This window comes from Nocardia sp. NPDC058518, from assembly GCF_042719655.1.
In the GTDB taxonomy this organism is placed as follows: domain Bacteria; phylum Actinomycetota; class Actinomycetes; order Mycobacteriales; family Mycobacteriaceae; genus Nocardia.
The window spans coordinates 135,541-151,020 of sequence record NZ_JBHXNJ010000017.1 but is presented as its reverse complement, the minus strand read 5'-3'; the positions used below and the strand labels follow the sequence as shown (position 1 = coordinate 151,020).

At 67.0% G+C, this 15,480-nt stretch carries 15 protein-coding genes; 3 read left to right on the top strand and 12 right to left on the bottom strand.

Translation table 11 applies throughout. The annotated features are described in order from the left end of the window. Positions 1-48 precede the first annotated feature (48 nt). Positions 49-1,122: a substrate-binding domain-containing protein gene (locus tag ACFWPX_RS26495; RefSeq protein ID WP_378913886.1), complete on the top strand. Its 1,074-nt coding sequence runs from the start codon at positions 49-51 to the stop codon at positions 1,120-1,122. Here ACFWPX_RS26495 and purQ read toward each other — a convergent pair. Further along, positions 1,119-1,796 (bottom strand): phosphoribosylformylglycinamidine synthase subunit PurQ, encoded by a 678-nt coding sequence (gene purQ / locus ACFWPX_RS26490; RefSeq protein ID WP_378913885.1) that lies wholly within the window; start codon positions 1,794-1,796, stop codon positions 1,119-1,121. The genes ACFWPX_RS26495 and purQ overlap by 4 nt on opposite strands. Further along, positions 1,793-2,029, bottom strand: a complete 237-nt coding sequence (purS, locus tag ACFWPX_RS26485) for a phosphoribosylformylglycinamidine synthase subunit PurS (protein WP_056818769.1) — start codon at positions 2,027-2,029, stop codon at positions 1,793-1,795. The genes purQ and purS overlap by 4 nt, the downstream gene beginning before the upstream one ends. Positions 2,030-2,126: 97 nt before the next feature. Here purS and ACFWPX_RS26480 point away from each other — a divergent pair, with 97 nt between their 5' ends. Then, the gene (locus ACFWPX_RS26480) at positions 2,127-2,771 is read left to right on the top strand and encodes an MBL fold metallo-hydrolase (RefSeq protein ID WP_378913883.1); all 645 of its coding nucleotides are present in this window, start codon (positions 2,127-2,129) and stop codon (positions 2,769-2,771) included. A 1-nt stretch (position 2,772) separates the two neighbouring features. Here ACFWPX_RS26480 and ACFWPX_RS26475 read toward each other — a convergent pair whose 3' ends face one another. From ACFWPX_RS26475 to ACFWPX_RS26455, 5 genes are all read right to left on the bottom strand, one after another. Beyond that, positions 2,773-4,119 (bottom strand): dipeptidase, encoded by a 1,347-nt coding sequence (locus tag ACFWPX_RS26475; RefSeq protein WP_378913882.1) that lies wholly within the window; start codon positions 4,117-4,119, stop codon positions 2,773-2,775. Positions 4,120-4,130: 11 nt separating this feature from the next. Then, positions 4,131-4,568: a hypothetical protein gene (locus ACFWPX_RS26470; protein WP_378929961.1), complete on the bottom strand. Its 438-nt coding sequence runs from the start codon at positions 4,566-4,568 to the stop codon at positions 4,131-4,133. Next, entirely contained in the window at positions 4,565-5,989 is a 1,425-nt protein-coding gene (locus ACFWPX_RS26465; RefSeq protein ID WP_378929959.1) for an APC family permease, read from the bottom strand. Before ACFWPX_RS26465 ends, ACFWPX_RS26470 begins: the two co-directional genes overlap by 4 nt. 188 nt (positions 5,990-6,177) lie before the next feature. Further along, on the bottom strand, positions 6,178-6,879 hold the full coding sequence (locus ACFWPX_RS26460) for a DUF2334 domain-containing protein (protein ID WP_378913876.1): 702 nt from the start codon (positions 6,877-6,879) through the stop codon (positions 6,178-6,180). A 189-nt stretch (positions 6,880-7,068) separates the two neighbouring features. Next, positions 7,069-9,216, bottom strand: a complete 2,148-nt coding sequence (locus ACFWPX_RS26455; RefSeq protein WP_378929957.1) for a S9 family peptidase — start codon at positions 9,214-9,216, stop codon at positions 7,069-7,071. A 130-nt stretch (positions 9,217-9,346) separates the two neighbouring features. Between ACFWPX_RS26455 and ACFWPX_RS26450 the strand changes: the two genes are divergently transcribed. Next, positions 9,347-10,351, top strand: a complete 1,005-nt coding sequence (locus tag ACFWPX_RS26450; protein WP_378929955.1) for a DUF2330 domain-containing protein — start codon at positions 9,347-9,349, stop codon at positions 10,349-10,351. A gap of 58 nt (positions 10,352-10,409) precedes the next feature. On the opposite strand, the gene ACFWPX_RS26445 is transcribed toward ACFWPX_RS26450, so the two are convergent. The 5 genes from ACFWPX_RS26445 to ACFWPX_RS26425 form a co-directional block, all read right to left on the bottom strand. Next, positions 10,410-11,369, bottom strand: a complete 960-nt coding sequence (locus tag ACFWPX_RS26445; RefSeq protein WP_378929953.1) for an alpha/beta hydrolase — start codon at positions 11,367-11,369, stop codon at positions 10,410-10,412. A 137-nt stretch (positions 11,370-11,506) separates the two neighbouring features. Then, the gene (locus ACFWPX_RS26440) at positions 11,507-11,929 is read right to left on the bottom strand and encodes an HIT family protein (protein ID WP_378929951.1); all 423 of its coding nucleotides are present in this window, start codon (positions 11,927-11,929) and stop codon (positions 11,507-11,509) included. Between the two features lie 82 nt (positions 11,930-12,011). Beyond that, the gene (purB, locus tag ACFWPX_RS26435; protein ID WP_378913867.1) at positions 12,012-13,433 is read right to left on the bottom strand and encodes an adenylosuccinate lyase; all 1,422 of its coding nucleotides are present in this window, start codon (positions 13,431-13,433) and stop codon (positions 12,012-12,014) included. Positions 13,434-13,439: 6 nt separating this feature from the next. Further along, entirely contained in the window at positions 13,440-14,093 is a 654-nt protein-coding gene (locus ACFWPX_RS26430) for a TetR/AcrR family transcriptional regulator (protein ID WP_378913865.1), read from the bottom strand. 157 nt (positions 14,094-14,250) lie between these two features. After that, positions 14,251-15,414, bottom strand: a complete 1,164-nt coding sequence (locus ACFWPX_RS26425; protein ID WP_378913863.1) for a pyridoxal phosphate-dependent aminotransferase — start codon at positions 15,412-15,414, stop codon at positions 14,251-14,253. Positions 15,415-15,480 lie beyond the last annotated feature (66 nt).

Genomic DNA, 15,480 nt, shown 5'->3' with positions numbered 1-15,480 from the left:
AAAAATTCATTCGAACAATCCTGTTCGCACTTGGCGATAGAGTACAGAGTGCCTTTGTTCGGTCAGAGCCGGGATGAAACGATCGAGATTCTCTCGATCGTCCCCACGCAGGGTCCGGGTGGCATCATCGCGCCATCGTGTACCGCCGCCATTTCCCTGGCCGTCGACGAAATCAATAGCGGCACAGGAATTCTCGGCCGCGAAATCCACCTCACGACCATCGACGGCGGCCGCGAACCGGCCGAAGTCGCCGCCGAGGTAGCGGCCTTCCTGGCCACCGGAATGGTCGGCGCGATCACCGGCTGGCACACCTCGGCGGTGCGCCGGGCTGTCGCCGAGGCCGTGGACGCCCGCGTCCCCTACCTCTACGCCACCGACCACGAGGGCCTTCCCGACGAACGCCCCGGTGTCCTGCTGGTAGGCGAACATCCCGACCATCAAACAGTCCCCGCGGCCGCCTGGATGGGCCGCGAACTAGGAGTGCGCCGCTGGGCGGTGATCGGCAACGACTACATCTGGCCCCGCCGGACAGCACTGGCCCTGCGCCGATCCCTGCCCAACCCGTACGACATCATCGTCGAGCACTACGTCCCCCTCGGCACCACCGATTTCAGCGATTTCCTGGAGAACCCGGCGCTGCTGCTGGCCGACGCGGTCCTGATCCTCATGGTCGGCGCCGACACCGCCCGCTTCAATCGCCAGTTCGCCGCCACCGGCCTGCCCACCGTCATGCCCCGCCTCAGCCCGGCGGTCGACGAGAACGTCCTACTCAGCGCGGGCCCGTCGGCGAACACCAACCTCTACGTGGCCTCGAGCTTCTTCATCGACAACCGCACCACCGAGGGCCGGTCCCGGCGCGCCCGCTACCAGCGGCATCAGGGCCAATTCGCCCCGGCGCTGACGACTTTCAGCAACTCCACCTACGAGGCGATCCACCTGCTGAACACCCTGGCCGACACGACAGGCACACTCGAGGTGGAAGCCATCATCGCCGCGGCGGAAACCGGTCTGGTGCTGGACGGACCGGCCACCCGCCGCGGATTTCTGGGCAATCAAGCAGTAGGCCCCGCCCACCTGGCAATGGCGAACGGGGTCGACTTCTACATCATCGACAGTCTCTAGGCGCCGACGAAACTATCGATCACCGAGAAGAACATTCCGAGACCGTCGTCGCTGGGTCCGGTCAATGCCTCGGTCGCGTGCTCGGGGTGCGGCATCAAACCGACGACCCGCCCGTTGGCCGAGGAGATCCCGGCGATCCCGCGCTGCGATCCGTTCGGGTTGTCACCCGCGTACCGGAACACCACGCGGCCTTCGCCTTCGAGCTCGTCGAGCACCTTCTCCGATGCCTGGTAACGCCCCTCGCCCGACTTCAGCGGAACAAGGATCTGCGCACCCGGCTCGTACCGCGAACTCCACGCGGTATCGGTCCCCTCGACCTTCAACCACTCGTCCCGGCAGATGAAGTGCAGTCCCTCGTTACGGGTCAGCGCACCCGGCAGCAGCCCGGCCTCGCACAGCACCTGGAATCCGTTGCAGATACCGAGCACCGGCAGACCCTGCCCGGCGGCGCGAACAACCTCGCCCATCACCGGCGCGAATCGCGCGATCGCCCCACACCGCAGGTAATCCCCGTAGGAGAACCCACCGGGCACGATCACGGCGTCGACACCCTTGATATCGGCATCGGCATGCCACAGGCTCACAGCCTCGGCGCCGGCCAGCCGAACCGCCCGAGCGGCGTCGACATCATCGAGCGTTCCGGGAAAAGTAATTACGCCAATGCGTGCGCTCACGAGACCCGAACGACCTTCCAGTCCTCGATCACCGTGTTCGCCAGCAGCGCCTCGGCGATCTGCTCGAGCTGAGCGTCCGACACACTGTCGTCCACCTCGAGCTCGAATCGCTTGCCCTGCCGCACATCCGAGATTCCGGCGAATCCCAGACGCGGGAGCGCGCCGACCACGGCCTGTCCCTGGGGGTCCAGAATCTCGGCCTTCGGCATGACCTCGACCACGACTCGTGCCACGCGTTGCTCCTCAAGTGGTGTGTGGGTTACCCCAGAAATCCTAGTTGACAGGGCCGTCGTGCCCGCGTTCCGGGGTCGCGGCGGCTTAGCATCGGGTATGCGCATCGCCCACTTCGGTCATTCCTGCATCCTCGTGGAACTGCACGGCGTGAAAGTGCTGTTCGACCCCGGCACCTTCGCGCACGGCTTCGAGGGCATCACCGGCTTGGACGCGATCGCGGTGACCCACCAGCATCCCGACCACATCGATCCGAACCGGATCGGCGACCTCATCGAGAACAATCCCGGTGCCCGCCTGCTGTCGGATCCGCAGACCGCGCAGCAGCGCAGCGAGGGCTGGGAGCCGGTTTCGGCTGGTCAGGTGCTCGACATCGGCGAGTTACAGATCACCGGCGGCGGCGGCAGGCACGCGGTGATCCACCCGGAGATCCCGGTGATCGACAACACCGTCTTCCAGCTCGGCACCGAGGCCGACCCCGCCCAGCTGGTCCACCCCGGCGACTCGCTCTGGGTGCCGCCGGTCCCGGTCGGCGTGCTCGCCATCCCGGCCGTCGCCCCGTGGATGCGCATCTCGGAGGCCGTCGACTACCTACGCGCCGTCAACCCCCGCACCGCGGTGCCCATCCACCACGGCATCATCACCCCGTCGGCCCAGGGCATCTACTTCGGCAGGCTGACCGAGATGGCCCCGGCCGGCACCGAGTTCCGCGTCATCGAACCCGAGGACCAGGGCCAGTTCTGAGTCAGCGGTAGCTGGTCAGGAACAGGGCTTCGGCCAGTGCCATGTGTTCGATCTCGGTGGGGTCCACGCTCTCGTTGGGGGCGTGGATCAGGCATTTCGGTTCCTCGACGCCGATCAGCATGATCTCGGCCTTCGGGTAGGTGTCCTGGAAGACATTGCACAGCGGGATCGATCCGCCCTGCCCCTCGGTGGTCACGTCGCGGCCGTAGGAGGTCGCCATCGCCTGTTCCATGGCGGAACGGGCAGGCCCCTGTGTGGACGCGACGAACGGTTCGCCGAGCGCCTCGACCTCGATGTCGAGCTCGGCGTTCCACGGCACGTGCGCGCGCAGGTGCTTCTCCAGCAGGTCGTAGGCCTGCTTGGGTTCCGTGCCGGGCGGGATGCGCAGGTTGAGCCTGGCCTTGGTGCTCGGCTGGATCGCCGCCGACGACCCGACCACCGCGGGCACATCCATCCCGAGCACGGTGAGCGCGGGCCGCGCCCACAGCATGTCGGACACGGTGCCGTTGCCGAGCAGTTCGACGCCGTCGAGCACACCCGCGTCGGACCGGAAGTCTGCCGACGGATACTGCACACCGGTCCACTTCTGATCGTCGGTGAGTCCGTCGATCGTGGTGTTGCCCTCGGCATCGCGCAACGACGACAGCAGCTGGATCATCGCGGCGAGCGCATCCGGCGCCGGTCCACCGAACATTCCCGAATGCATCGGCCCTTCCAGGGTTTTCACCGTCAGCACCACATTCACCATCCCGCGCAGGGTCTGGGTGAACGTGGGTACCCCGACGGCGAAGTTGCCGCAGTCGGCGACCAGGATCGCATCCGATTGCAGCAGAGCGGGATTGGCGACGACGAACTTCTCCAGGCCGCCGGTGCCCTGTTCCTCCGAACCCTCCGCCACCACCTTGATCCCGATCGGGAAGTCGGGTCCGATCGCGCGCAGGGCCGTCAGATGCGTGACGATATTGCCCTTGCAGTCGGCCGCCCCGCGCCCGTACCAGCGCCCGTTCTTGTCGGTCAGCGTCCAGACCGGCGTCTGCCACGCGGCATCGTCGAGCGGCGGCTGCACGTCGTAGTGGCAGTACAGCAGCACCGTCGGCGTGCCGGGCGGCCCCGGCTTCGACGCGATGACGGCCTTGCTACCGTCGGGCGTCTCGTGCAGGCCGACCTCGGTCAGTCCCGCCGCGGCGAACGCGTCGGCCACCCACTGCGCCGTCTGCTCACATCCTTCCGGCGGGAACTGGCGCGGGTCGGCGACGGATTTGAACGAAACGAGCTGGGCCAGATCCTTTTTCGCCTGGCCCATCAGCCCGGAAACCTTGCTGCGCAGCGCCGTCACATCATCGGTCATCTCTTCGCGCCTCACTTCGTGGTGTCGTCCAGCTTCAGGGTGTCGAGATGAGAAAGATAGTCCTGCAAGCGATCCGGGCAGTAGGTGGCGATCGTGAGCGCGACCGCCTCGGTGGTGTCGCGCGGGCCGATGACCGGACGCTGCCCCGGCCCGGCCGCACCGTTGGTGATCGAGGCCTGGTATTTCGCCTTGATCAGCGGCGAACCCGGGTCCTGGCACACCGACCCGCCGTCGTCGCCGAGCGCGTTGGCGATCACGTCCGTCTCCGGCGCGGGCAGACCGGCGGCGAGCAGATTGTTGTGCAGCTGCTCGGCTTTCGCGCTCGCCTGGGTGTTCTCGCGGATCTCGGTGAAAGTGAAGAGCCCGATCAGGGCGAACACCACGAGCAGCACACCCGCGGTGACGTAGATCCAGCGTCGCTTGCGGTCGGGGGCGTCTCCGGTCGTCATGCCTGCTGCCCTTCCGGTACGGCGAATTTCCAGCTGTCCCTGCGGTTTCGGTAGAACAGGTACGGGATGAGCAGACCCACGATGCCCAAGCCGCCACCCACGATGAGCACGTACACCAGCGGACTGCCCGCGCCGAACTGCGAGGGCGGCACGAAACCGATCGCGAACGCGGCGATCGAGGAGGCGGCACCCAGCGCGCACAGCCCCATCAGCGCGGGCGCCCGGTAGCCGCGCGGGTGATCGGGATTGTCCCTGCGCAGCTTGGCGGCAGCGGCGAACATCAGCACGTACATGATCAGATACACCTGCGTGGTGATCACCGACAGAATCCAGTACGCGCTGGAGACATTGGGGATGAAGGCGTAGAGCAGCGCGATCAGCGTGGTGAACACACCCTGCGCCACCAGCATGTTCTGCTGCACGCCGTGCTTGTTGAGCCGGGTCAGGATCGGTGGCAGATAGCCCTCGCTGCGCCCGATCAGCAACAGCCCCTTCGACGGTCCGGCCAGCCAGGTGAGCATGCCGCCGAGTGCGGCGGCCACCAGCGCGATACCGATGATCGGGGTGAGGAAGCCGATCCCGAAGTGGCCGAAGAACGCGTCGAAGGCCTGCATCACACCCGCGGTGAGACTCAGGCTGGCCGAGGGGACGACCCAGCTGATCGCCAGCGCGGGCAGGATGAAGATCACCAGCACCAGGCCCATGGCCAGGAACATCGCCTTCGGGAATTCCTTGGCCGGGTTCTTCAGCGACGACACGTGCACCGCGTTCATCTCCATGCCCGCGTAGGACAGGAAGTTGTTCACGATCAGCACCAGGCTCGCCAACCCGGCCCACGCGGGCAGCAGGTGCGACGAATCCATCGGGGCCGCAGAGGGATTGCCCTGTGCGAGGAATACCAGACCGAGAACCACCAGCAACGTGCCGGGGATCAGCGTGCCGATGACCAGGCCCATACTCGACAATCCGGCCACGGTCTTGGTGCCCTGCGAGGACACGTACACACCCGCCCAATAGACGGTGATGATCACGATCGCCACGTACAGGCCGTTGGAAGCCAGCGACGGATGAATGATGTAGGCGAAAGTGCTTGCGACATACGCGAGCAGGCTCGGATAGTAAAAGATCGTCATGGCGAACTGGCACCAGACGGCAAGAAATCCGAGCGGCTTACTCAATCCCTCGCTGACCCATTGATACACCCCGCCCTGCCATCCCGACGCGAGTTCCGCGGCGACCAGCGAGGTCGGCATCAGGAACAGAATCGCGGGAATGATGTACAGGAATACACAGGCCAATCCGTATACGGCCATCGTGGGCGCGGATCGCAGGCTGGCCACCGAACTCGTGGTCATCAGCGCCAATGTCACCCAGGACATATATTTCGTCGTTGTCGCGACTTTCGTCGCGGTGCCCGTCATCAGCGCTGCCTCCTGCTGTTTTAACAACTAGCGGAAACCACTCGATCAACTGGGCAATGATAACCGCCGTGTGTGCGGCGAGAAGGCTCGAAACTCCGGGAAACATATGCACTGTCGAGTGTCGACACACTCGATTCCGAGGCTACCGCCGCGCGCTGTTCGCCAGTGTGCGCGCGGCGGCGGCCTGGTCAGGCAGCTCTGGCTTCCGGGTATGGCTCCCAGCGGTATACGTCGCTGCGGGCACCGTGGTACAGCGCGAGATCGACCGCGTCGAACATCGCCTGGCGCGGGCCCGACCGCTGCAATTGCGCCGCCGACACCGCCAACCGCAGCACGCCACCGCGCCGTGCGGTGCGCGCGGCACCCATCACCAGCGCCCGGCACCACCACGGTTCGGCCCGGAAACCCTCGCCGATCCCGTACACCCGAGCACGTTGGGCCACATCGCGTTCCAGGTCGAGCATGCTGGTGAGCCCGAATGCCATCCGGAACCCCACGTCGGGCAGCGCGGCCAGCGCACCGGACGAGGCGTCCCAGCGCGGCGCGGCGAACAGCCGGGTGCGCAGTTCCACCCGCTCCATCACCCGATCGGCTGCCTTCAGCCGCAACGTCGCCTCGTGTCGCGGCAGGTCGGCGAACTCCGCGCGGCGGGCCTTGGTGGCGGCCTGGTCGTACCCGTGCAGCACGATCGCGTCGCCTTCGAGTCGCCGCCCGCGCAGCCACGACTGCGTCGCCGGATCGTCGACCAGCCGGTACTTGCCCTTCAATCGCGGCGCGACCAGCAACGACAGCCGCACACCCCGCGCGTCCATCTCCCCCGCGAACTCGATCGCGGCATCGCGAGTCGTATCCCGGATCCCCGACACCGAAACGATCAGCTCAGCGTTCATGCTCCAACGATGACAGCCCGAGGTGACGCCAACGTGCTACCCCGATGACGCCCCGACGAATTTCGTGTCTTCTGGCGGCTGGCGCCGCGGGTTCTCGGCCTGTTCCCTCGATCTTCCCTCCCTCCGGGCACTCCTTCGTCGCACCCTCCACTCAGTCCAGATCAAGGCGGCCGAGAACCGGCACTACTCCTACGCGTCGGCGAGACCCACTCGGTCGAGGACCCACGCGTACTCGAAGCCGACTTCCTTCCACTTCTCGTAGCGCCCGCTCACACCGCCGTGGCCTGCGGTCATCTCCGTTTTGAGCAGCACCTCGTTGTCGCCGGTCTTGGTGGCGCGCAGCTTTGCCACCCACTTGGCCGGTTCCACGTAGAGCACGCGGGTGTCGTTGAGGCTGGTGATCGCCAGGATGGCCGGGTAGTCCTTGGCCTCGACGTTCTCGTAGGGCGAGTACGACTTCATGTACTCGTAGACGTCCTTGTCCCGCAGCGGGTTTCCCCACTCGTCCCATTCGATCACCGTCAGCGGCAGCGACGGGTCGAGGATGGAGGTGAGGGGGTCGACGAAGGGGACATTGGCGAGGATGCCGGTGAACAGCTCAGGGGCGAGGTTGGCGACCGCGCCCATCAGCAGCCCGCCCGCACTGCCACCGTCGGCGATCAACCGGTCGGGTGCGGTGGCACCGGTGTCGATGAGATGGCTTGCGCAGGAGACGAAGTCGGTGAAGGTGTTCTTCTTCAGCAGCGTCTTGCCGTGCTCGTACCAGAGCCTGCCCATCTCGCCGCCGCCGCGCACGTGCGCCACCGCGAACACCATGCCGCGATCGAGCAGCGACAGCCGCGAGACCGAGAACGACGGGTCGATGCTGGCCTCGTAGGAGCCGTATCCGTACAGCAGTGTGGGTTTCGGCCCGTCGGGCAGCCCGCTGCGCTTGATGATCGAGATCGGAATCCGGGTGCCGTCGGCGGCGACGGCCCAATCACGATGCTGCTCATAGTCGCCCGCGTCGTAACCGCCGAGTACCGGCTGTTCCTTGCGCAGCAGCAGCTCACCGGTGGCGGGCACGTAGTCGAACACCTGCATCGGCGTGATGAACGAGGTGACGCCGACGCGCAGCGTTGGCTGCTCCCATTCCGGGCTCGAACCCGCACCGGCGGAGAACAATTCGAGGCCGAAGTCGAGCTCGGTCAGTTCGCCGAAGCCCTCCGGCGTGAGCGGCCACACCGAAAGGCGCGGCAGCGCGTCGCGCCGGTAGCCGAGCACCAGGTGGTCGGCGAAGGCGTCGATGTCCTCGAGCCGCACGTCCTCGCGATGCCCGATCAGGGTCGTCATGTCCGACGGGTCGGTGACGGGCGCGACGGCGAGCACGAAGTTCTCCGCCTTCACCCCGTCGATCACATCGTTGTGCAGGATCAGGAACTTGTCCTCGCCCGCGATCACCGCGTGCTCGGCCGAGTACTCCACGCCTTCGCGGCGCGGCAACAGCGGGCGGAACTCGCCCTCTGGGTTGTCCGATTCCAGGACCCAGCCCTCGGTGGTGATCTTGGAACCGAGCCAGACCATCAGGTACTTCTCGGAGCGGGTCGCGCCGACGCTCACCCAGTAGCGATCGTCGGGCTCGTGGAACACCGTCACATCGGCGTCGGAACCGGTGCCGACGCGGTGGCGCCACACGGTGTCGGGGCGCCATGACTCGTCGACCGTCTGATAGAAGATGTGCGTACCGTCCAGCGACCAGGTGGCCCCCGGTGCCGCGCCCGCCACCTCGTCGGGCAGCAGGTCACCGGTGCGCAGGTCCTTGATCCGCAGCGTGTAGCGCTCGTCGCCGGAGCTGTCGACGGAGTAGGCGAGCAGGTTGCCGTCGTGGCTCAGCGAGAACGCGCCGAGGGCGAAGAAGTCCAGACCCTCGGCGAGGATATTGCTGTCGAGCAGCACCTGCTCGCCCTCGATCTCGGAACCCACCTCGAGCTGCGGCGGCGTCCACGCGTCGATTCCCTCGGCCTTCGCGTCGATGGGACAGCGGCAGTGCACGCCGTACTGTTTGCCCTCGAAACTGCGCGAGTAATACCAGTAGTCGCCCAGGCGCGTCGGCACCGAGAGATCGGTTTCCTGCGTCCTGGCCTTGATCTCGTCGAAGATCTTGTCCCGAAGGGGCTGCAGCTGGTCGGTCTGCGCCGCGGTGAAGGCGTTCTCCGCCTCCAGATACGCGATGACCTCGGGGTCTTCCTTGTCCCGTAGCCACTCGTAGTCGTCGACGAACGTGTCACCGTGGTGGACCCGCTCGAAGGGCGCCCTCTTCGCGATCGGCGCCGACACAGTCTCATTCTCGCCAGCCATCCGTCCACCGTAGCCGCCCCACTCCAACCGGGCCCGCCAACTCGGCCGCCGGCCGCTGGTGGCCGTGCCGAAGGCCCGATTTGCGTAGCCTGACCGCATGGGGATGCGGTACGCAATTCGATCGTTGGTCGTGACTGCCGGGGTGCTGCTGGCCACGGGGTCCGGGGCGGTGATGCCGGCGAACGCGTGCGCGTGCGGCGGCGTCGTCAGCGGGGACAGCTCGGCCAGGGTGAACAGTGAGTCGGCGGTCCTCGGCTGGGACGGACGGCGCGAGACCGTGCTGATGCGGCTGGGTATGCAGTTCGCCGGTGCCGACGCGGCGCTGATCGTGCCGACACCGACACCCGCGACCGTCTCGGCCGGGAATCCGGACTCGTTGCGCGAGCTCTCGCGCATGACCGCGCCCGAGCGGGTCACCGAATACGACTGGTTCGGCAGCGGTTCGCTGGGCGGCGACACCTCCGGCGCCGCTCCCGGTTCCGGTCCCGACGTGCTGGGGCGGGTGCAGCTGGGCCCGCTCGAGGCGACCACCTTGCGCGGCGGGGACCTCGCCGGAATCCGGGAATGGCTCGACACCAACGGTTATCAGCTCCGCCCGGAAGTGAGCGCCACCCTCGACCCCTACCTACGCGAGGGCTGGTCCTTCGTCGCTATGCGCCTGACCAGCGCGAAGTCTCTCTCCGGCGCCCTCGACCCGGTTCTTCTCACCTTCGACTCCGACCGCCTCGTGTACCCGATGCGCATGTCGGCCGCCGCGACCACACCCCAGTCGGTTCACCTCTACATCTTCAGTGACCACCGGGTGGCACGCGTCGACCCCGACACGAAACCCCACACCATCACCACCGAATTCGCCTCTCCGGTCGGCGAACCCAGCGACCCGGACCTGAAAGCGCTTGCCGCGGGCAACAACTACCTCACCGAACTCTCGATCTACATCCCCGACCCCGCGACCATCACCAGCGATTTCATTTTCGGCCCCGCTGCCGAGAACGTGCCCGTGCGTGACCGGATAGTGAGCAAGGAATACGTCGAAATACTCGGCCTGCCTGCGGGTTACGTGCTGATCGTCACCGGGCTGTCGGTGATCGGCGTGATCGCGAGCGCGGTCCTGCGTCGACGATCCGCGAGGTAGCCCGAACGCACCGCGACCCGGTTCTACGGCCGCAGAACCGGGTCGCGTGTGGAGATTGTCAGGCCCCGAGCGCGGGTCCGATGACCGGCCACGAGGCGTGCAGGGCGTCCTGCCAGTAGGACCAGGAGTGCGTGCCCACCGGGTGATAGTCGATCTTCGCGCCGATGCCCGCACCGCGCAGGCGCTGGTCGAAGGCCACCATGCAGGTGTTGACGCCGAGTTCGATGGGTCCGCCGAGGAAGATGTTCTCGGCCAGCGTCGGCTTGAGTTCGGCCTCGTGCGGGCCGGGGATGCCGGTGCCGGTGGACATGTACAGCGCCTTGCCGCGCAGCGCTTCGATCATCAGCGCCGGGTCGTGTGCGGCCCACTCGGGACTACCGGGCGCGCCCCACATGTTGCCCGGATTGCCGCCGCGATTGACGATGGAGAACATCATCGCGCCCGCCGCCATCGCGATGTCCGGACAGGCACTGTAACCGGCCACCGCGCGGTAGAGGCTCGGGTGGCGGGCAGCCAGGATGTAGGCCGCGTTGCCGCCCATCGACAGCCCGCCGATGCCGTTCACGCCGTTGCCGTTGAAGTGCCCGTCGATCAGGCCCGGCAGTTCCTGGGTGAGGAACGTTTCCCACTTGTACCGGCCGAAACGCGGATCATCGGTGATCCAGTCGGTGTAGTAGCTGGCCTGGCCGCCCATCGGCAGCACCACGTTGACGTTCTTGCCGCGGAAGAAGGCTTCGGCGTCGGTGGCGTTGGTCCAGGTGCTCTGGCCGATGCCGGGGTCGAGCCCGTCGAGCAGGTAGTACGTGCCGCGCGAGCCACCGCCCGCGGGATGCAGCACCTGTAGGTCGACATTGCGGCCCATCGCGGGCGAGGCGACGGTGATAGCCGTCCGGTGCGGAGTCAGTTCGTTGACTCCGATGATCTGCGCGGCGGACGCCGCCGTGGGGTGAACCACCGCCGGTCCGATCACACCGAGAGCAATAGCCAGCACTACAGCAGCAACACCTGTACGACGCACGATCTACCCTCCATAACCGCATGCCAATGACAGTCCAAGGTAACCCACAGGTGAACGAACTGGAAGCATTTAGCGTTTCGGGCGTTTCTTCAGCAAACTCCCCGGTTTGCAATGACCGCTTCGCCCGAAAATGCAGGTCAGCGGGTGAGCGCGCCCCGGATCGAGCCTGCCAGGTAGTCGAGGTCCGCCCGCGCGGGTGTAGTCGGCCGCGCACGCAAGCCGAAGCCGTCGCCGGGTGTCCGCGGGATCACGTGCAGGTGCACATGGAAGACCTCCTGCCCGGCCGTAACCCCGTCGGCGAGGAAGAAATTCACCCCGTCGGCCGCCACTTCACTGCTGCGCAGCGCGGCGGCGATCTGCTGCCCGACCTGAAAGAGCTTGCCGCCCAGGGCGGGATCGAGATCGGCCAGACTCGGCGCGGGCACCTTGGGCACCACCAGAACGTGCCCCGGTGTCACAGGACGAATGTCCATGAAGGCGAGGACTTCGTCGTCCTCGTAAACCTTCGAGGACGGGGCGGCCCCGGCGATGATGTCGGTGAAGATCGTGTACGGATTCACCCGCGTACGGTATCGACTCCGACGCGCGAAAGCCCGCCACCTGCGCCGGAAAAGCGGCAGGGGCGGGCTGATTCGCACGGCTCTACAGAATCGGCGACGGCGTGTAGCGCGCGGCTTCCGGATTGGCTTCGACCAGCTTCTGCACCTGCGCGACCACCTCGGACACCTGGTCCGATGCCGCACCGATGAACGCGGCCTTGTCGGCCAGCGCCGCGTCGAGGCCGGCACGGTCGAGGGGCATCCGCTCATCGGCGGCGAGACGATCCAGCAGATCGGGTTCGCGCCCCTGCTCGCGCATGGCCAGCGCCACCGCCACCGCGTGCTCCTTGATGACCTCGTGCGCGGTCTCGCGGCCCACGCCCGCGCGCACCGCCGCCATCAGGATGCGGGTGGTCGCCAGGAACGGCAGGTAGCGGTCGAGCTCACGCGAGACCACCGCCGGGTAGGCGCCGAACTCGGCGAGCACGGTCAGGAAGGTCTCCGTCTGCCCGTCGATGGCGAAGAACGCGTCCGGCAGCGCGACGCGGCGCACCACCGAGCAGAACACGTCGCCCTCGTTCCACTGCGCGCCCGCCAGCTCGGCCGCCATCGAGCCGTAGCCGCGCAGGATCACCTGCAGGCCGTTCACCCGCTCGCAGGACCGGGTGTTCATCTTGTGCGGCATCGCCGACGACCCGACCTGGCCCGGCTGGAAACCCTCGGTGACCAGCTCATGACCGGCCATCAGCCGAATCGTGTGCGCGAACGACGACGGCCCGGCACCCAGCTGCACCAGCGCGGACAGCACATCGTGATCCAGCGACCGCGGGTACACCTGACCCACGCTGGTGAACACCGTCGCGAAGCCGAGGTGGGTGGCGACCTGCCGTTCGAGGGCGGCGAGCTTGCCCGCGTCACCGTCGAGCAGGTCGAGCATGTCCTGGGCGGTGCCCATCGGGCCCTTGATCCCGCGCAGCGGGTAGCGGTCGATCAGGTCGCGCGTCCGGGCGAGGGCAACCAGCATCTCGTCGGCGGCGGAGGCGAAACGCTTGCCCAGCGTGGTGGCCTGCGCGGCGACATTGTGCGAGCGCCCGGCCATCACCAGCGTCTGGTACTCGGCGGCCCGTTCGGCCAGCCGCGCCGCGATGGCGATGCCGTGCTTGTAGACGTGCTCGAGGGAGAGCCGGATCTGCAGCTGCTCGACGTTCTCGGTGAGGTCGCGGCTGGTCATGCCCTTGTGCACGTGCTCGTGCCCGGCGAGGGCGTTGAACTCCTCGATCCGCGCCTTCACATCGTGACGGGTGACCCGCTCGCGCTCGGCGATCGAGGCCAGGTCCACCTGGCCGATCACGCGTTCATAGTCCTCGACAACCCCTGCGGGGACATCGATTCCGAGTTCGGCCTGCGCGCGCAGCACCTCCAGCCACAGCCGGCGCTCGAGCACGATCTTGTTCTCGGGCGACCAGAGCGCGACGAGCTCCGGGCTGGCGTATCGGGTGGCGAGGACATTCGGGACGAGGCTCACGAGCACTCAGTCTAATTGCCGCACCCGTTCGGCCTGCTGGGGCATCATGTTCGGGACCACGGGCGGGGCGACGATGTCGATCATTTCGAGCAGACCGGCCCGGGCGGGTCGGCGGGGCTCGGGGTGGCCTTCGATCAGCGCGGCGACCACCGCGCCGTCGACGACGGCCACCAGCCTGCGTAACTGCTCGGGGCGCACCACTCGGTCGGAGCGGCGCAGCACGTCGGCGAGCAGTTCTTCGAGCTGGGTGCGTAGTCGGAGCTGGACCTCACGTAACTCGGGATGACGGGCCGACGCCACGGAACGCTCGTAGCGGGCGATGAGCTGGCCGCGGGCGTCCAGGTCGCCGTCGTCGGGGCCGACGAGCACGTCCAGGACGAGCTCGACCGTCGCGTCGGTGCCGCGCCTGCGATGGCTGACCTCGCCGACCCGGCGGCGCATCGCGTCGAGTTCGATCGCGCCGCTGAACTCCACGGCGCGGGCGATCAGATCTTCCAGCGATTCGAAGTAGTAGGTGGTCGACGCGAGTGGAAGATCGGCTCGGGAGGCCACCGAACGATGTCGCACGGCGTCGAAGCCGCCTTCGAGCAACAGCTCAGCCGCCGCCGCCACCAGAGCCTGCCGACGTCGTTCGCCTTTCGGGGTCGTTGCGGTGGTCACCGTGCCAACGTGCCAGTCATCATCAGTTCAACCGTGCGCAATCGTCATCGGGGAAACACTGGGAATTCGGGATAACTGAGTTTTACCGTATCCCGGCACAGATGTGTTCGTACTACGCAAAGTTGTTGTCGCACATCACTGTTGACAAGGGGCCCGATCAGCCCTTCAGGAACCCTCCCAGACGCTCCAGCGCTGCGGCGATGTCGTCGGTGGCGCCTGCGAAGGAAAAACGGACCGTGTGGTTTCCATTTGTGGTGTCGAAATCGAGTCCGGGCGCCAGTGCGACGCCGGTTTCGGCGAGCACCTCGGCGCACCAGGCCCGGGAATTGTCGGTCAAATGTCCAATATCGGCGTAGGCGTAGAAGGCGCCGTCGGCGGGGGCGAGATCGGTGATTCCGATCGCGGGCAAACCCTCCAGGAGCAGCGACCGGTTGCGCGCGTACCGGCGCACATGCCCGTCCAGTTCATCCTTGGCTTCCGGCCCGAAAGCGTGCACGGCCGCGTATTGGGAGATCGCGGGCGGGCACACCGTCATATTCGACGCCAGCCGTTGCAGCGCCGGGCGCAGGTCGGCCGGTGCCAGCATCCAGCCGAGCCGCCAGCCGGTCATCGAGAAGTATTTCGACACCGAACCGATCACCACCGATTCGCGGGAGAACTCCCACGCCGAGGAGGTCGGCGTGCTCGCGCCCGCGTAGGTGATGCCGTGGTAGATCTCGTCGGAGATCAGCAGCGTGCCGTGTTGCTCGCACCAGCGGGCCAGCGCGGCGAGTTCGGTGGGGTCGATCATGGTGCCGGTCGGATTGGCCGGGCTGGCCACCACCAGACCCTTCGGCGGCTCCGGCAGCGCCTCGAGCATCGCCACGGTCGGCTGGAATCTGGTCTGCGGGCCGCAGTCCAGTTCGACGACCGCACAGCCTAGAGCGGACAGCGTGTTGCGGTAGGCGGGATAGCCGGGGCGCGCGACCACCACGGTGTCGCCCGGGTCGAAGGCGGCCAGGAAGATCAGCGTGAACGCGCCAGAGGACCCGGTCGTCACCACCACCTCGTCGGGGTGCACGTCGTAGCCGTAGGTCTCGCTGTGATGGCCCGCGATGGCCTCGCGCAGCGGCAGAATGCCGAATGTCTCGGTGTAGCCGAGCAATTCGTGATCGATGGCGGCTCTGGTCGCCCGCAGCACCGGCGCGGGCGCCTGCGTCGAGGGCTGCCCCGCCGCGAGCACCAGCACATCGCCGTGCGACCTGGCGCGTTCAGCAGCCGCTTTCCACACATCCATGACGTAGAAAGGGGCAATGGCCGACCGGCGCGATTCTCTGGACACCCGAGAGACGGTAGAGCACCCGATTGCGAGCGTTCACGGATATGGTCGGCACAATGGCTCCGACAG

Bases quoted from the DNA above. Each gene is read 5' to 3' on its own strand.
- ACFWPX_RS26475 (WP_378913882.1), bottom strand. From the start codon at position 4,119: ATGACCGATGATGTGACGGCGCTGCGCAGCAAGGTTTCCGGGCTGATG.
- ACFWPX_RS26460 (WP_378913876.1), bottom strand. From the start codon at position 6,879: ATGAACGCTGAGCTGATCGTTTCGGTGTCGGGGATCCGGGATACGACT.
- ACFWPX_RS26455 (WP_378929957.1), bottom strand. From the start codon at position 9,216: ATGGCTGGCGAGAATGAGACTGTGTCGGCGCCGATCGCGAAGAGGGCG.
- ACFWPX_RS26470 (WP_378929961.1), bottom strand. From the start codon at position 4,568: ATGACGACCGGAGACGCCCCCGACCGCAAGCGACGCTGGATCTACGTC.
- ACFWPX_RS26480 (WP_378913883.1), top strand. From the start codon at position 2,127: ATGCGCATCGCCCACTTCGGTCATTCCTGCATCCTCGTGGAACTGCAC.
- ACFWPX_RS26465 (WP_378929959.1), bottom strand. From the start codon at position 5,989: ATGACGGGCACCGCGACGAAAGTCGCGACAACGACGAAATATATGTCC.